This window comes from Pyxidicoccus fallax (assembly GCF_012933655.1).
In the GTDB taxonomy this organism is placed as follows: domain Bacteria; phylum Myxococcota; class Myxococcia; order Myxococcales; family Myxococcaceae; genus Myxococcus; species Myxococcus fallax.
Map to the genome: position 1 here is coordinate 41,036 of NZ_JABBJJ010000021.1, position 18,482 is coordinate 59,517.

At 71.2% G+C, this 18,482-nt stretch carries 2 protein-coding genes; both read left to right on the forward strand.

The features are described from left to right. Positions 1-2: 2 nt before the first annotated feature. On the forward strand, positions 3-6,113 hold the full coding sequence (locus tag HG543_RS06885; RefSeq protein ID WP_169343879.1) for a beta-ketoacyl synthase N-terminal-like domain-containing protein: 6,111 nt from the start codon (positions 3-5) through the stop codon (positions 6,111-6,113). After that, complete coding sequence (locus HG543_RS06890) at positions 6,110-18,463, forward strand: SDR family NAD(P)-dependent oxidoreductase (protein WP_169343880.1); 12,354 nt, start codon at positions 6,110-6,112, stop codon at positions 18,461-18,463. Before HG543_RS06885 ends, HG543_RS06890 begins: the two co-directional genes overlap by 4 nt. The last annotated feature ends 19 nt before the right edge of the window (positions 18,464-18,482 follow it).

Here is an 18,482-nt window from a genome sequence, read left to right on the forward strand (position 1 = left end):
CCATGAGTCTGACCGAACGGGACATCTACGAGCGCGTCGCACGGGGAGAAGTCTCCGTCGAGGAGGCCATGAGGCTCCTCGCCGGCCTCGATGCGGGCACCGGGCGCACGGAGGAACTCGGGGACGCACCCCGCGCCTCCGCTGACACCGCGGCCGGTGGGGACTTCGAGGCGCGGGTCCTCCGCTTCCTGGAGGAGCGGCTCCGGCGCGTCCTCCAGCTCACCGGGGAGCTTCCGGTGGACCGGGGCTTCATGAACCTGGGGGCCAGCTCGGCGTCGCTCCTCGGCGCGACCCGGGAACTCGAGCGCGAGCTGGGCGTGGAGCTGTTTCCCACCATCTTCTTCGAGCACGGCAACCTCGCGGCCCTCGCGGCGTACTTCACCGAGCACCACGCCGACAGGATGCGCGAGCTCGTCGACACGCGACCCGCCGCCCCCTCCGTGCCACGGGAGCAGGTGCCCGCCGCTCCCCGGCTCCCAGCACCGGTGCTCGCGCCCTCCTCTGCCCCGGCCCGTGAGCGAGGCGGACGTTCCCCCGGTCCGGTCGACATCGCCATCGTCGGCGTGAGTGGCCGCTATCCCGGAGCGCGCAACGTCCGGGAGTTCTGGCGGGTCCTCGCGGAGGGGCGCGACTGCATCACCGAGATTCCGAAGGACCGCTGGGACCACTCCCGCTACTTCGCCCCGGACCGCGAGAAGCCGTACGGCACCTACAGCAAGTGGGGAGGCTTCCTCGACGATGTCGACAAGTTCGACGCGCTCTTCTTCAACATCTCCCCGAGAGAGGCCGAGCTCCTCGACCCTCAGGAACGGCTCTTCCTGGAGACCGCCTGGGGCGCGCTGGAGGACGCCGGTTACACCCGGGTTGGCATGCGCCGCGGCGGCATCCGCTCCGAAGAGGTCGGCGTCTTCGTGGGGGTGATGTGGAGCAACTACCAGCTCTACGGCGCCGAGGATGCACGTCTCGGGCGCGGCCCCCTGCCCGTCTCCGCGCACTGGTCCATCGCGAACCGCGTCTCGTACTTCTTCGACCTCCAGGGGCCGAGCATGGCGGTGGACACCGCGTGCTCGTCGTCGCTGACCGCGCTCCACCTGGCCTGCGAGAGCCTGCGCACCGGTGACTGCCGGCTCGCCATCGCGGGAGGGGTGAACCTGTCCACCCACCCGTACAAGTACCTGGCTCTCAGCCAGGGCCGCTTCGTTTCGAGCGATGGCCGGTGCCGCAGCTTCGGCGCGGGTGGTGACGGCTACGTCCCCGGTGAAGGCGTGGGCGCCGTGGTGCTGCGCACGCTGGAGGACGCGGAGCGCGACGGTGACCACATCTACGCGGTCATCAAGGGGACCGCCATCAACCATGGTGGCCACGCGAACGGCTTCACCGTACCGAACCCGAACGCCCAGGCCGCGCTGATCCGCCGCGCGCTGGAGCGCTCGGGCGTGGAGCCCTCCACCATCAGCTACATCGAGGCCCACGGGACGGGGACGGCACTGGGGGACCCCATCGAGATCGCCGGGCTGTCACAGGCCTTTCGCGAGCACCTGGCCGGCCGGGACGTCTTCCCCATTGGCTCGGTGAAGTCGAACATCGGGCACCTGGAGTCCGCGGCGGGCATCGCCGGGCTGACGAAGGTGCTGCTGCAGCTGGAGCACCGGACGCTCGTCCCCTCCCTGCACAGCACGCCGGCCAATCCCCACATCGACTTCGCGAGCACGCCGTTCCAGGTCGTGCGTGAAGCCCAGGAGTGGCGTCGTCCCGCTCGTTCAGACGGCGGAGAGGTGCCACGGCGCGCCGCCGTGAGCTCCTTCGGTGCCGGCGGTTCGAACGGGCACGTCATCGTCGAGGAGTACCTGGGGACACGGCGGAGCGTGAATGCCGAGTCCGGGCGGCGTGAGCTGGTCCTCCTCTCCGCGAAGGACCGCGAGCGCCTGCGTGAGCACGCGGCCCAGCACCTGGCGCTGCTGTCGGAAGCCCCTCCGCCGCTCGTGGACCTCGCCTACACGCTGCGGGTCGCCCGGGAGGCGATGCCGGAGCGGCTCGCGCTGCTCGTGCGGGACCATGACGAGCTGCGCGCGAAGCTGGCCGCCTTCGTCGAGCGCGGTGAGCTCGCGGAGGGCGTGTACGCGGGAACGGAGACGGGCGCCCAGGCGCGCCTGCGCGGAGCCGACGCGGAGGACCAGGCGTACGTCCGCATGCTCTTCGACGCCGGAAAGCTGGAGCGGCTCGCGTCCTTCTGGACGTCCGGCTCCGAGATTGACTGGAGCCAGCTCCGCGCCAGCGGCGGGCAGAGGGTGCCCCTGCCGACCTACCCCTTCGCACGTGAGCGTCACTGGCTCGAGGAGGTCCCGGGCGGTGCGGCGCGGGTGACGCCCGAGCCACGGACCGACACGGAGGCTTCGGCTGTCCGCCCGAGCTGCCTCGTGCGGGAGTGGCATGTCTCGCCGCTGTCCGGTGCGCCGGTGCCCCTCTCCAATCGGCGGCTCGTCATCCTCCATGATGCTTCCGCACCCGAGTCGCTCCGCCAGGCGCTCGCGACGCTCGTCCCCGAGCCGCTGCGTGTCATCGAGGTCGGTCGCGTCTCGCGCGCCGCGGCTTCGGGGCGTCCCTCGCTGGACCGGGATGACCTGGACGCGGGGCTCGCGCTCGCCCGCGAGGTGCTCACCCGCGCCCGGGATGTCGAAGGGGTGCTGGACCTCTGCGACCTCACCCGGGCCGACGATGGCGGTCGCGTCGAGTACGGGCGCATCGGCTTCTACCAGGGCGCGCTGGCGGAGCGTGGCGCCGCTCCGTTCCTCCTGCTGCACGTCACGGCGGGGCTCCTCTCTGGAGAGACGCTCGCCGGGGCACCGCTCCATGGACTCGTGACGGCCATCGCGGGCGAGTACCGCGGCGTCACCGCGCGCAGCATCGACGTGGAGCACGGCGACCTCGACCCCGAGCACCTGTTCGCGCTGCTCGCGGCGGAGGCGGCTCGGGGCGCGGCCACTTCCTCGGACCCGCTGGCGGACGAGCGCCAGGTCCGATACCGGAACGGGCAGCGGGAGGTGCCCACGCTCCGGGAGGTGCCGCTGTCGCCGGGGCTCTCCGTCACTTCCGACCGTGCGTATGTCGTCTCGGGCGGGACTCGCGGGCTGGGCGCGGCGTTCGCGCGCCTGCTCGTCGAGAGGGGCGCACGGCGGCTGGCGCTCCTCGGGGCGCAGGCGCTTCCGCCCCGCTCGGAGTGGGCCCGGGTCGCCGGGGAGGATTCATCCGACGGGCAGAAGGTCCGCGCCATCCAGGAGCTGGAAGCGCGCGGCGCGACGGTCCTCCTCTACACGGGACGCATCACGGACCGCGCCGCGCTCCGGCGCTTCTTCGGCGAGGTGCGCGCGAAGCTGGGGCCCGTCGGCGGTGTCCTGCACTGCGCGGGCGCGGTGTCCGACGAGAGTCCGGCCTTCCTCCACAAGACGCGCCGGGGATTCGAGCGCGTGCTGGAGCCGAAGCTGGAGGGCACCCACGTCCTGGCCGACCTGTTGGAGGACGAGCGCCCCGACTTCTTCGTCCTCTTCTCCTCCGTCTCCGCTGTCATCCCCGGTCTCGCGGTGGGACTGTCGGACTACGCGCTCGCGAACGCGTTCCTCGACCGCTTCGCGGAGGTGCAGCACCAGCGGGGGCGGACCTGGTTCCGCTCGTTCAACTGGCCCTCGTTCCGCGACACGGGCTTCGGTGAGGCGACGACCGACGCCTACCGGAAGGCCGGGCTGGCCACGCTCACCGTCGAGCAGGGATTCGCGCTCCTCGACGGGGCCCTGGGCATCGCGGGGGCGCCGGTCGTGCTGCCCTGCATCGGCACGCCCGTGCTCGCTCCCCTGGCTTCCGAGGTAAGCGCTTCGGTCCCGACGGGACGCTCGACGCGGCCGGAGTTGCTCGCCGCGGCCACGCTGTCGGACTCCGCGATGCACCCGCTTTCCGGTCCATCCGTCCCGGCCTCGCGGGAGCGCGCGACACCCCCAGCGTCGGTCGCCAGGGCCACCGTCTCTGCCGGGGCCACTCAATCACGCGCGGAGAAAAGAGAGCAGCAGACGGCAGCATCACGAGGAGATGGTCGCGCGGCGGCGTATGCGGCGCTCGTCCATATCTTCTCGACCGAGCTGAAGCTCGCCCCCGAACGCTTCCGGGGCGACGTCCGTTTCGAGGAGTACGGCGCGGACTCGGTGCTCATCGCCTCGGCGGTGAAGCGCATCGAGAAGGTCGTCGGCGCGGCGTTCGAGCCTGGGCTCCTGCTGGAGCACCCGACGCTCGACTCCCTTTCCTCGCTGATCGCGGAGCGCTACCCGGCGAGCTTCGCCGCCGCTCCTCCCATGGCGGGCGCGGAGTCCGCCACCATTGCCCGTCCGGCCGGCGTACCCCTGGCCTCCGGTATCGGAACGCCCATCCGGGCAACCCCCGCCGAGGCTGCTCATCCGTCTCCAGCCCGAGGACTCCCGAACACGCCAGCCCTCACGGATGAACCCGCCGGGTCAGTCCCGGTGGAGGTTCCTCACCCGGCTCGCGTCTCCCCGGCCACCTCCGCCGCTCCTGGCCGCTCCGTGGCGGCGGAAGCAACGGTTCAATCGATCCCCATCGCCATCGTCGGCATCGCCTGCCGCTTCCCCGGCGCGGAGGACAAGGACCGCTTCTGGGACAACCTCGCGCGCGGCGAGTGCTCCATCCGGGAAGTCCCCCGTGAGCGCTGGGAGTCGGCCCGGTTCTATTCGCCGGAGCCCGGTCCGGGGCGCACGAACAGCAAGTGGGGCGGCTTCATCGATGGCATCGACCTGTTCGACCCCGCGTACTTCCGCATCCACGAGTCCCTCGCCCCGCTGTTGGACCCGTTGCAGCGATTGATGCTGGAGACCTCCCTGCTCGCGACGCTCGACGCCGGCTATTCGCGCGACGAGCTGTCGAACCGCCGGGTTGGCGTCTACGTCGGCACGCGCGTCGGCAACTACATGAGCCGTGTCGAGCAGCCGGAGAAGGCCACCATCGTCGGTATCGGCCAGAACTTCATTGGCGCGCGCATCTCCGACTACTTCAACTGGCGCGGCAACAACGTGGTCATCGACAGCGCCTGCTCCTCGTCGCTGGTGAGCGTCCACCTGGCCTGTCAGGCGCTCCGTGAGCGGGAGGTCGACGCGGCCCTCGCGGGCGGTGTGGACATCCTGCTCGACGAGGTCACCTACCTGACGCTGAGCGCCGCGGGCGCGCTCTCGCCGGACGGCCGTTGCCACACCTTCGACGAGCGCGCGAATGGCTTCGTCCCCGGCGAGGGCGTGGGCGCGCTGATGCTGAAGCGCCTCGATGACGCACTCCGTGACGGAGACCGTGTCTACGCCGTCATCCGTGGGTCCGCCGTGAACAACGACGGGCGCACCATGGGCATCACCACGCCGAACATGGAGGCGCAGATCGAGGTCATCGAGGCGGCGCTCGCCAAGAGCGGCCTGTCACCGGCCGACCTCTCGTACGTGGAGGCGCACGGCACGGGGACCATGATTGGCGACCCCATCGAGCTCAAGGCGCTGGCCACGGTGTTCCGCCGTGAGACCGATGCCCGCGGGTTCTGCGCGGTCGGCAGCGTGAAGACGAACATCGGCCACCTGCTCTCGGCCGCCGGAGTGGCGGGGCTGGTGAAGCTCGCGCTCTCGCTCGACCGGAAGCTGCTCCCGCCGACGCTGCACTGCGAGCGGCCCAACCCGCGCTTCGCGTTCGACCAGTCGCCCTTCTACGTCAACCGCGAGCTGCGCCCCTGGGAGCTCGCCAGCGGACAGCGGCGGCGCGCGGGCATCAGCGCGTTCGGCTTCGGCGGTACGAACTGCCACATGATTCTCGAGGAGCACGCGGGCCCGTACGAGCCGCGCCGGACGCCGCTCCCCGCCCCCGCCTTCAACAAGCGCAGCTATCTCCTCCCCGCACGCCGATGGAACGACACCGGTGTGCCCATCGCGGCCGCGCCGCCGCCGAGCAACGACGCGCCCCTCCTGCGCTTCGAGCCGCTCGCGAGCGTGCCCGGCGACGCCGCCCCGGTCCTTCGCTTCGAGCCTCTCGTGGCCGAGCGGCCGGACCGTTTCCCTTCCAAGGGTGCCAAAGCGCCATGACGAGCATCGTGTTCCCCAGTGTCCAGACGTTGCTGCGCTACGACGACCCCGTGGTGCGCGACCACCGCGTGCATGGCGTGCGGATCCTCCCGGGCGTCGTCTACCTCGACGGGCTCTGCCGCATCGCCGCGGCCGCCGGCATCGCGCCGGAGCGGCTGGAGCTGCGCGACATCCTCTTCGAGACTCCCGTCGCGCTGGCGGAGGGCTTCGACCAGCGCATCTTCTTCCGCTCGGAGTCCACGAACGACGGCGTCCGCGTGCGCATCAGCTCGCGGCGTGAGAAGGACGGCCAGGACCTGGGCTCCAGCGAGGAGGCCATCGCGTCCTGCTCGCTGCACGCGAGAGGCACGGAGCGGATGGCGCGGTCGCTGAACCTCTCCGAGCTCCGGAGCGTCGCGAGCGCGGGCGTGCCGCTCGACGCCATCTACGAGCGCACCGAGCGCCTGGGCATCCAGCACCGCGACTTCATGCGCAGTCGCGGCACGGTCCACCACGCGGGAGACCGCGTCATCGCGGAGCTGTCCCTGGGCAACGAGGCCCTGCGCCGCCGGGAGGACTTCTTCCTCCATCCGGCGTTCCTCGACACGTCGACCATCATCCCGTTCATCGACCCGCACTCGGAGGTGGAGGCCGGGAGCGCGTACATCCCGATGTTCATCCATGCGTTCCGGGCGTGGGGCCGCTCGGGCGAGAAGGTGTACGTGGAGGCCCGCGCGGGAGCGGCCGTGAGGGACCGCGATGTCCTGGAGACCGACCTGAGGCTCTACGACGCCGATGGGCGGCTCATCGCGGAGTACGAGCGGCTCACGGTGAAGCGCGTCCGCGGCAGCGACCTCATCCGCAGGCTGACGACGCCGGTGGCGCGTCCCTCCGTCCCGGACGCGCGGCCTGCCCCGGTCGTCCAGGCCTCCGACGCCCCTCGGCCCCAGACGCGGCGCGCGCGCATCGTCGACGACCTGATGGACCTGGTGACGACGATTGGCCACCTCTCGCGCGCGGACGTCACGGCCGGCGTCGGCTTCTACGACCTCGGTCTGGAGTCGTCCCATCTCCTCGGCATGGCGAAGGCGCTCGAAGGCCGCGTCGGGAAGGCGCTCTACCCGACGCTGCTCTTCGAGTACCAGACCATCGATGCGCTCGCGGGCTACCTCGACGCGCAGTTCGGTGACCAGTACCCGCTGCGGGCCACCACACCCGCGAGCGATGCGCGCCCCGCGGCTCCCGAGGCGGCGCTTCCTCCGGCGGCTCCGGACGACGAGGCGATGTTCTTCGGCTTCGACTGGGAGCCCTCTCCCGTGCTCGCGGATGCGCCGCGCGCCTTGGAGTCGCTGCTCGTGTTCGAGGGCGACGGCCCCCCGCTGCCCATCCCGGCGGCGATGCGCGTGGTCCGCGTGCGCCGGGGCGCGCGATTCGAGGGGCACGGCGACACGTTCACCGTGAATCCCTCCTCGTCCGAGGACCTGCGGCGGCTCATCCGCCAGTTCCAGGCGGAGCAGCGCTCGTTCTCGGCCGTGCTCCACCTGTGGGGATACGGAGCCACCGGGCCCGAGGACACCTTCCTGGAGGACGTGTTCCTCCCCTTCCGCGACCTGGCACGGGCGCTCGCCGAGGTGGGGACGGTGAGCGAGCGGCTGTACGCGTTCCTTCCAGACCGTGACGGGCTCTCCCGCGCCTGGGCCGCCGCGCTGGGAGGGTTCGCCCGCACCGCGCGGCTGGAGGTACCCCGTCCGGCCATCCGCTCCGTCCTCGTGGATGCGTCGGGTGAGCGGGACCTGCTCGCGGTCGCCGCACGCGAGGCCGCCATCGACGCACCGGAGACGGAGGTTCGCTACGTCCAGGGACAGAGGGAGGTGCGCGGGCTCGCACCGCTGGCGCCGCCGCGGCCGGGGCATGCGCTTCGTCGGGAGAGCGTGGTCCTCATCACCGGGGGACTGGGCGGACTCGGGCGTCTGACGGCTCGGCGCCTCGCGGCGACGCTGGGGGCGCGGCTGGTGCTGACCGGACGTCGTGAGCGTGACGCCGAGGCGGACGCCTTCTGTGCGGAGCTGCGGGCACTGGGCGGTGACGCGCTCTACGTCCGTGCGGATGTGTCCTCGGCGGAAGACGCCGCGCGCGCGGTGCGCCTGACGCGCGAGCGATTCGGGGCGCTCCATGCCGTCCTGCATGCGGCCGGAGTGCTCCGCGACGGCTTCATGCGTGGGGCACGCCGGAAGGCGGCGGAGGAGGTCCTGCATCCCAAGGTCTCCGGCGCGCTGAACCTCCTCCGAGCCGCTCGGGGAGATGACCTGGAGCTCGTCGCGTACTTCTCCGCGCTGGCGGCGGTGACCGGCAACCCCGGCCAGAGCGACTACGCGGCCGCGAATCGCTTCCTCGACGCGCTCGCCGAGGAGCAGGAGGCGCTCCGGCTCCGAGGCGCGCACCGTCACCGGACGGTCAGCATCAACCTGCCGCTGTGGCGTGGAGGCGGCATGGGCGTGTCCGCCGCCCAGGCGGAGGCGCTTCGGAAGGGCGCGGGGCTCGGGCTCCTCCCCGACGAGGAGGGGCTCGACCTTCTCGAGGCGTGCCTCGCGGGAGACAGGGCGCAGGTGGCGCTCGTCTGGGGAGAGCCGGAGAAGGTCCGCGCCCGTCCCGAGTTCCACCGTGAGCCGCGCGCCGTCATTGCCTCCACCCCTGCTCGCTCCAGCCGCCGCCTCGACATCGCCGTGGTGGGGATGAGCGGCCGATACCCTGGCGCCTCGGACCTCGACGAGTTCTGGCGGAACCTGGAGGCCGGGCGTGACTCGGTGACGGAGGTTCCCCCGGAGCGCTGGCCCCAGGGCACCTACCCCACGGACGGCGCCCCGCTGTGCCGCTTCGGCGGGTTCCTGAGCGACGTGGACAGGTTCGACCCGCTGTTCTTCCGCATCCCTCCCGGGACGGCGGCGTTCCTCGACCCGCAGGAGCGGCTCTTCCTGGAGACCGCCTACGCCGCCGTCGAGAACGCCGGCTACAAGCCCGAGGACTTCACCGCGCCGAGGAACCGGGTCGGCGTCTTCGTGGGCGTCATGTGGGGCGACTATCGCCTCATCGGCGCCGACGCCGCTCGCCAGGGGGCGCCCGTCGCCACCTCGTCGCTGTTCTCCTCGACGGCGAACCGCGTCTCGTACTTCTTCGACTTCGTCGGGCCGAGCATGGCGGTGGACACCGCCTGCTCCTCGTCGCTGACGGCGCTCCACCTGGCGTGCACCAGCATCGCGCGGGGCGAGTGCGACGCCGCCATCGCCGGTGGCGTCAACCTGCTGCTCCATCCGGACAAGTACCTGCTGCTGCGCCGGATGAACATGACGTCGTCCGACGGGCGGTGCCGCTCCTTCGGTGCCGGGGGCGACGGGTACGTGCCCGGCGAGGGCGTCGGGGCGCTCTTCCTCAAGCCGCTGGAGCGCGCGCTCGCGGACGGCGACACCATCCACGGCGTCATCCGCGGCACGGCCGTCAACCACGGCGGGCGCGCGGCGGGCTACACCGTGCCCCACCCCGTGGCGCAGGCGGAGGCCATTCGCCGCGCGCTGGACGAGTCGGAGGTCGAGCCCGACAGCATCGGGTACATCGAGGCGCACGGCACGGGCACGTCGCTCGGTGACCCGGTGGAGGTCGTGGGGCTCGGCCGGGCCTTCGCTGGCCGCACGCGTCCGCTGGCCATCGGCTCGGTGAAGTCCAACATCGGCCACCTGGAGGCGGCGGCGGGGGTCGCGGCGGTGTCGCGGGCCTTGCTGCAACTGCGGCACGGGCGCATCGCGCCGTCGCTCCACTCGCAGACGCTCAACCCCGCCATCGACTTCGCGTCGACCCCGTTCCGCGTCCCCCAGGTCGTCGAGCCCTGGCCCCGCCCGAGCGGCCCGGAAGGCGAGCTGCCCCGTCGCGCCGGTGTGAGCTCGTTCGGCGCGGGCGGCTCGAATGCCCACGTCATCGTCGAGGAGTTCATCGACACGCGGCCCGTGGCCTCGGTGCGGGAGCGGGAGCTGCTCGTGCTGTCGGCGCGCTCGCCGGAGCGCCTGCGCGTCCATGTCACGCGGATGGCCCGGTACCTGCGCACCACCGACCGCACGGACTTCGGGAACATCGCTCGTACCCTGCAGGCCGGCCGCCCCGCGCTGGAGGCGCGCCTCGCGCTCGTCGCGGAGAACGTCGGCGACGCGGCGGACCGCCTGGAGCGGTACCTCGCCGGGAACGCGAGCGGCGTGTTCACGGGGACGGCGGAGACCTGCGGTGATGCGTCGGAGCTCGCGGAGCGCTACCGGGCCGGTGATTTCGAGGGCGCGGCGGCGCTGTGGGTCCGGGGCACGCCCGTGGACTGGAGCGCGCTCAATGGTGGGCCCCGTCGGCGCATCCCGCTCCCGGGCCAGCCCCTGGAGCGGAAGCGGTTCTGGATCGACGTGCCCGCCTCCACGCCCGCGACCGACATGGGCTTCATCGCCCAGGTCCGCCGGACCTTCGAGCAGGGCCTCACGCCGACGAACGAGGAGCTGGAGCGGGGCCACGGGAAGCTTGGCCACTACGCCGCCGCCGCGCTCTACCGGCGCTTCCGCACGATGGGCTTCCCCGCCGAGGGAGAGACCTCCGACGTCCGGACGCTGAAGGAGCGGATGCGGGTGCGGGAGACGTTCGGCCGTCTCTTCGACGCGTGCCTGGAAGTCCTCGAACGTCACGGGGCGATTGCCCGCGAGGGAGAGCACGTCCGGGTCATCGGCACCGAAGAGGACGCGGCACGGCTGCGAGAGGAGCTGCTGACGCGGTTCCCGGAGATGACGCCCTACCTCCGCCTGCTCGACACCTGCCTGGACGCGTACCCGGAAACGCTCCGGGGCGAGCGCGCGGCCACGGACGTGCTCTTCCCCAACGCGAGCCTGGAGCTCACCAGCGCCATCTACCGGGGCAGCCGCGCGTACGCGTTCACCAACGACCTGGTCGCCCGGTTCCTCACCACCGCCGTCCAGGCGCGACGGTGCCCGTTCCGCATCCTGGAGGTCGGCGCGGGGACGGGAGGCACGTCGAGGGCGGTGCTGGAAGCCCTCGCGCGCCTCGGCGCCGAGGTCGAGGTCCACTACACCGACATCTCCGGCGGGTTCGTCGCCCACGGGCGGGAGACCTTCTCTCGGGCCTACCCCTTCACCCGCTTCCGCATCCTCGACATCGAGAAGGACCCCATCGCCCAGGGGTTCACGGCGAATGGCTTCGACGCGGTGTTCTCCGCGAACGCCGTGCACGCTGTGGCGGACATCCAGGGCGCCCTGGGGCACATCAAGCAGCTGCTCGCTCCGGAGGGACTGCTGGTCCTGAGCGAGGCGACGTCGAACACCGAGGCGCTGGCGCTGACGTTCGGGCTCCTCGATGGCTGGCACCGTTATCGCGACCCGGAGCGGCGCATCCGGAACTCGCCGCTCCTGTCCGTCGAGGGTTGGCGCGAGACGCTCACCCGCTCCGGCTTCAGGAGCTTCACCGCCTATGGCCCGGGCCTCTCCGCCGACGCGGACCTGAGCCAGCGAGTCATCGTCGTCGAGAACGACGGAGTCGTACCGGCGCGGAGCACGGTGACTCCCGAGGTGGCCGCTGCCCCGGTGCCCGCGCCCATGGCGGCCCAGGGCAGGGAGCGGCCGGAGGCACTGGAGCGCGCCATCGCCGCGCTCGTCGCCGAGGGGCTCGGAGCCAGCCTGGAGGACATCCGGCCCGAGCGGTCCTTCTCCGAGTACGGCGTCGACTCGATTCTCGCGGTGAAGATTGTCGAGCGCGTCAACACGCGGTTCGGACTGAGCCTCAAGTCCACCGTGCTGTTCGACCACCCTTCCGTGCGGGCGCTGGCACGCCATGCGGCGGCGCAGGGGGCTCGCGCGCAGGCCGAGGCGCCCGTGGCTCCGGAGCCGCCCGCGTCCCCTGCTCCCGCCGCGCCACGTCCCACGGTGTCGAGCGCTCCGCGTCCGGCGTCCGGTACGTCCCTGGACATCGCCGTCATCGGCATGTCGGGCCGCTTCCCGGGCGCTCGGGACTACCGCGAGCTGTGGGCGAACCTCGTCGCGGGCCGTGACTCCGTGACGGAGGTTCCTCCCGAGCGGTGGAACGTGTCCGACCACTTCCAGCCGTGGCCGCCGGTGCTGGGGAAGACGTACTCGAAGTGGGGCGGCTATCTGACCGATGTCGACCGGTTCGACCCGCTCTTCTTCAACATCGTCCCGGCGGAAGCGGACTTCATGGACCCGCAGCAGCGCCTCTTCCTGCAGGAGAGCTGGAAGGCGCTCGAGGACGCGGGGCTGGACGCGAGCCGCCTCGCCCGGGCCCGCTGTGGGGTGTTCGTCGGGGCGACGTCGTCGGACTACGCGACGCTCATCCGCGAGCGGGGGCTGTTCGGCTCGAACCAGGTGTTCACGGGGAACAGCCTGGCCATCCTGCCGGCGCGGGTGTCCTACCACCTGAACCTGAAGGGCCCCTGCTTCGCCGTGGACACGGCGTGCTCGTCGTCGCTCGTCGCGCTCCATCAAGCGTGTCAGAGCCTGGCGAGTGGCGAATGTGAACTGGCCCTCGCGGGCGGGGTATCCGTGTTCGTCACGCCCGAGTACCACCTGCTCGCGTCGTCGCTCGGGATGCTCTCGCCCGGAGGGCGCTGCAAGGCGTTCGATGACTCCGGCGACGGCTTCGTGATTGGCGAGGGAGCGGGAGTCGTCGTCCTCAAGCCGCTCGTGCGCGCCATCGCCGACGGAGACTTCATCCACGGGGTCATCAAGGGCATCGCGGTGAACCAGGACGGGCGGACGAACGGCATCACCGCGCCCAGCTCCCTGTCCCAGACGGAGCTGGAGCTGGAGGTGTACGAGCGCTTCGGCATCCACCCGGAATCCATCGGCTACGTCGAGGCGCATGGCACGGGGACGAAGCTGGGCGACCCCATTGAAATCGAGGCGCTCACCGCGGCGTTCCGCCGGTACACCGACCGGCGCCGGTTCTGTGCCATCGGCTCCATCAAGTCGAACATCGGCCACCCGTCCCACGCGGCGGGAGTCGCCGGCCTCATCAAGGTCCTGCTCGCGCTGCGCGAGCGGCGGCTGCCTCCATCGCTGCACTTCCACACGCCCAACCGGCTGATCGACTTCGAGGCGTCGCCGTTCTACGTGAACACGGAGCCGCGAGACTGGGAGAGCACCGGTCCCCGGCGCGCGGCGCTGAGCTCGTTCGGCTTCAGCGGGACGAACTGCCACCTCGTGGTGGAGGAGCACCCGGATTCTCGGCCTCGAATGAGCGGACAGCGGCAGGTGCTCGTCCCGCTGTCGGCCCGCACGGAGGCGTCGCTGCGCCGGTACGCGACGGAGCTCGGCCAGTTCGTCGCGGACCATCCCGGCACCGACCTCGCCGACCTGGCGTCCACGCTCCAGATGGGGCGCGCCCCGTTCGAGCACCGGATGGCGCTCGTGGTGGGCTCGGTGGAGGAGCTGCGGACGAGGCTCGCCGCCGTGGCTTCGGGCGCGGAGGCTCCAGGGCTGTACCGAGGGGCCGTGGACCCGGATGTGGTGTCCGACCGGGTTCGGCTCGCGCCGGAGGCGGACCCGCACGCGAGCGCGAAGGCGTGGGCGTCGGGCACGGCGGTGGACTTCTCCAGCCTCTACGTGGGGACGGCGCCCAGGCGCATCCCGCTGCCGACGTACTCGTTCGAGGCCGAGCGGTGCTGGCTTCCAGAGGTGGCATCGACACGTGTGCTCCCCCTGGCTTCGCGACCCGTGATGGCTCCCTCCCCTGAGCCCACCGGGAACGTGGAGGCACCGCTGGCCGCGCCTGAATGTTCCGCGCTGTCGCCCACGGCGGGGCCTCGGACGTCCCCTGCCCCAGCCTTCACCGCAGTGCCCCTCGTGAAGCCCGCTCCCGTCGCCGGGACTGACGCGCGGCCGAGGCTCGCCGCGCAAGAAGCCGGTGGCGCGCGCGGCGAGCAACTCGCCTCGGTGCTTCTGCGTGCCGCTTCCGAGCAGCTCAGCGTGGCGGCCGGGGAGCTGGACTTCCATGCTCCATCCGAGGAGCTCGGCTTCGACGAGGTGACCCGCGCCGCGCTGGTCGAGCACCTGAACTGCGAGCTGGGCACCGACCTCCGGACGGACGTGTTCTCCGTCGGGACCTCCCTTTCCGAACTGGCCGGGCAGCTCGCGAGCGCTCCGGTCCTCCCTCCTCCGCAGGTGAAAGAGCCTTCCATGAATCCACCGCGTTCCACTCCCGAGGCGAAGGTCATCGACGAGGACCTGCGCCGCCGGGCGACGGACTACATGAAGCGCTCGCTCGCCGAGGCGTTCCGGCTCCCGCCGGAGCGTCTGCGGACGCGCACGCCCCTGCAGGACTACGGAATCGACTCCGTCCTCATCAACCAGTTCAACAAGCAGCTCGAGGCGTCCTTCGGCCCGCTGCCGAAGACGCTGTTCTTCGAGTACCAGACCCTCCACGACCTGGCCGGCTACCTCGCGCGGCACCACGAGGAGCGACTCGTCGCCGTGCTCGACGGGCGCTCCGGTGGAACGAACGTTCCTTCCACGCCGGTGCCGCCGCCAGCCGCGCCCGTCAGTCCTCCCCCACCCTCGCCCGAGCCGCGGCCGGCGCGAAGCCCCTCCCCCGAACGAGGCACCATGAAGCAGGACATCCAGGACATCGCCATCATCGGCATGGCGGGGCGCTACCCCATGGCCCGCGACAACGACGAGCTTTGGGAGAACCTCCTCGCCGGGCGAGACGGCATCGTCGAGGTTCCCCGGGAGCGTTGGGACCACGGCCAGTACCTCAGCGACGACAAGGACGAGCCCGGCACCACCTACGCGAAGTGGGGAGGCTTCCTCTCCGACGTCGACAAGTTCGACCCGCGCTTCTTCAACATCTCTCCGAAGGAAGCGGAGACGATGGACCCGCAGCAGCGCCTCTTCCTGGAGACGTCGTGGGCCGCCCTGGAGGACGCGGGGTACACGCCCCGCCGCCTCGCCGCGAGCGCCAAGGCCCGGGGAAAGAAGGACGCGGGCGTGTTCGCCGGGGTCATCTACGGCGAGTACAGCTTCTTCGTCGACATCCCCATCGCCGGGTACTGGGCCGTCCCCAACCGCGTCTCCTACCACTTCGGGTTCAACGGCCCGAGCTTCGCCGTGGACACGGCGTGCTCGGCGTCGCTCACCGCCATCCACCTGGCCTGCGAGAGCCTGCGGCGCGGCGAGTGCGCCTACGCCATCGCGGGCGGGGTGAATGTGTCCATCCACCCAGGCAAGTACCTGCTCATGTCCTACGGCCGCTTCGCCTCCAGCGACGGCCGCTGCCGCTCGTTCGGTGCCGGCGGTGACGGCTACGTCCCCGGCGAGGGCGTCGTCGCGCTCATCCTCAAGCCCCTCCAGGATGCTCGCGAGGATGGCGACCGCATCTACGGCGTCATCCGGGCCAGCACCATCAACCACGGTGGCCACACCAACGGCTTCACCGTGCCGAGCCCGAACGCCCAGGCCGAACTCATCACCGAGGCGCTGGAGCAGGCGCGGGTCGACCCTCGGGACCTGAGCTACGTCGAGGCCCATGGCACGGGCACCTCGCTCGGGGATCCCATCGAAATCACGGCGCTGACGAAGGCGTACCGCCGCTTCACGCAGGACCGGCGGTACTGCGCCATCGGGTCGGCGAAGTCGAACATCGGCCACCTGGAGGCCGCCGCCGGGGCGACCGGTATCGTGAAGACGCTGCTCCAGCTCCAGCACGAGACGCTGGTGCCCTCGCTGCACTCCCAGACGCTGAACCCCAACATCGACTTCGACTCCAGCCCCTTCTACGTCGTCCGCGACGTCCAGCCCTGGCCGCGCGGCCGAGGCGGAGACGAGGGGCAGCCGCGCCTCGCCTCGGTGAGCTCGTTCGGCGCGGGTGGCTCGAATGCCCACGTCATCATCGAGGAGCACCTCGAACCCGTGAGCACGGCGAGGCCGGCGGGCGGGCCGCAGCTCATCCTGCTGTCGGCGCGCCGCGAGGAGCGCCTCCAGGAGGCCGCGCGGAACCTGCTCCGGTTCCTCCGCTCCAGCCGGGGGCTGCGGACGCCGCTCGCGGACATCGCCTGGACGCTGATGGTGGGCCGCGAGGCCTTCGAGCACCGGCTCGCGCTGGTGGCGTCGTCGCACGAGGACCTCATCGCCCGGCTGGAGGACTTCGTTGGTGGCCGGAAGGCGCAGGGTGCCTTCGTCGGCGTGGCGCGCACGCACCGCGACGCGGACGACCTCCCGGGCGAGGCCGAGCCGGATCGCGAGTACCTGCGGAACCTCCACGAGCGTGGGTACCTGACGCGGCTCGCGGAGTTCTGGAGCCAGGGATGGCTCATCGACTGGGAGGCGCTGCGCGGCCCACGGCGCGGGCGCATCGTCAGCCTGCCGTCCTACCCGTTCGCGCGGGAGCGCTACTGGATTGTGCCCGAGGAGTTCCAACGCCAGGGCGCGGCGCCGCGGTTGCCCGCCACCGCGGTCGCGACGCAGGCCACGACCCGGTCCGAGCCTGGAAATGCTGGAAGCGCCCCGTCGCGAGTGGGCCATGTGGCCGCTCGTGAGCCCGCGAGCGCCGGAGACACCTCGACGCGAGTGGGCCATGTGGCCGCTCGTGAGCCCGCGAGCGCCGGAGACACCTCGACGCGAGTGGGCCATGTGGCCGTTCGTGAGCCCGCGAGCGCAGGAGGTGCTTCGATGCGAGCGGCACCGGCGGCCGGTGAGCCGGGCAACGCAGGGAGCGCTTCGGGGCGATCGGCACCGGGCGCGGTGGCCTCGGCCGCCTCTCCGGCCAGCGGCGACTTCCGGACGCGGCTGGAAGCCCAGGTGAAGAGCATCTTCGCGGAGCTGACGAAGCTCCCCGAGTCCGAACTCGACGTGGACGCCGACTTCATGGACTTCGGCTTCGACTCCGTGGCGTCGGTCCGCATGCTCAACCGGCTCATGAAGCTCTACGGAGCCCGCGTCCCGGCGACGGCGATGCAGGAGTACAACACCATCCGCTCCTTCGTGGGCCACGTGGTCGACGCCGGCTACATCCAGGAGGACATGGCGCCCGCCGCGCCGACACCGAGCACTCACGCCAGCGCGGCCCCCGCCGCGCCCACCGTCACGCTCGCTTCGGAGAAGCTCACCCGCGAGACGCCATTCCAGGTGGAGAACATCTTCATCACCGGTGTGACGGGCGTGCTCGGCGGCAAGCTCCTGCATGACCTGCTCGACACCACGAACGCGCGCATCGCCTGCCTCGTGCGAGGCGAGTCCGTGGAACAGGCGAAGCGCCGCATCCAGTACTTCCTGGAGACGTACGACCCGCAGGGGCGCCTCACCCAGGCGTTCCACGAGCGCGTCACGCCCATTCTCGGTGACGTCACGCTGGACCGCTTCGGCCTGGACACCGCGGCCTACGCGCGCCTCGCGGCGGAGACCGACGTCACGTTCCACGCCGCCGGCAAGACGACGCTCGTGACGTTCTACGAGGCGCTCGCGCCCATCAACGTCGAGGGCACGCGCCGGGTCATCGACTTCGCGCTGCTGACGAAGCATCGGTACATGGTCTACGTGTCGAGCTTCAGCGCCTTGGGCGACCGGCTCAACTTCAACAACCCGCCGTTCACCGAGCGAGACCTGGACATGGGCCAGGGCTACGACCACCTGCCCTACCAGGAGACGAAGTACCAGGCCGAGAAGCTCATCCGCGCGGCGACGGAGCGGGGGCTCGTGTGGAACATCTTCCGCCCGGGCAACATCATGGGTGACGGGCGCAACGGCCGGTATCCGTTCGCCGAGGTCAGCGTCAAGGGCGTCTACTACGACATCTTCAAGACGGTCATCGAGTCGGGACTGTCGATGATGTCGCCGGTGCACTGGGACATCACCCCCGTGGACTACGTGAGCGCGGCGATGATCCACCTCGCGCTGAAGCGGCCGTCCTACCGGGAGACGTACCACCTGACCAACCCCGACATCCGCCGCTACTACGACGTGGTCAACCACCTGCGTGACTTCGGCTACGACATCCAGTTCACCCCCATCGACGACTACTTCCGCCTCGCCAACGAGCGGCGCATCCTGCGCAAGGGGACGAACACGCCGTACGACAGCCAGACGCTGGAGATGTTCAAGTACGGCGTCGAGATCTTCGGGAAGATCCACTACGAGGAGAGCTCGTACGCCAACTGCGCGTATACGCGGAGCATCCTCGGGCCGGTGGGAATCGACTGCCCGACCATCGCGCAGCTCATCCCCGTGTACCTGGAGCACTGCATCGCGGTGGGCTACCTGCCGCCTCCCGACATGCGTGTGCCCGCCACACCCTCGGCGTTGGTGAATGGCGCGCTCGCGCAGGTCGGCTGACCGTGTCCCCAGGAAGGGC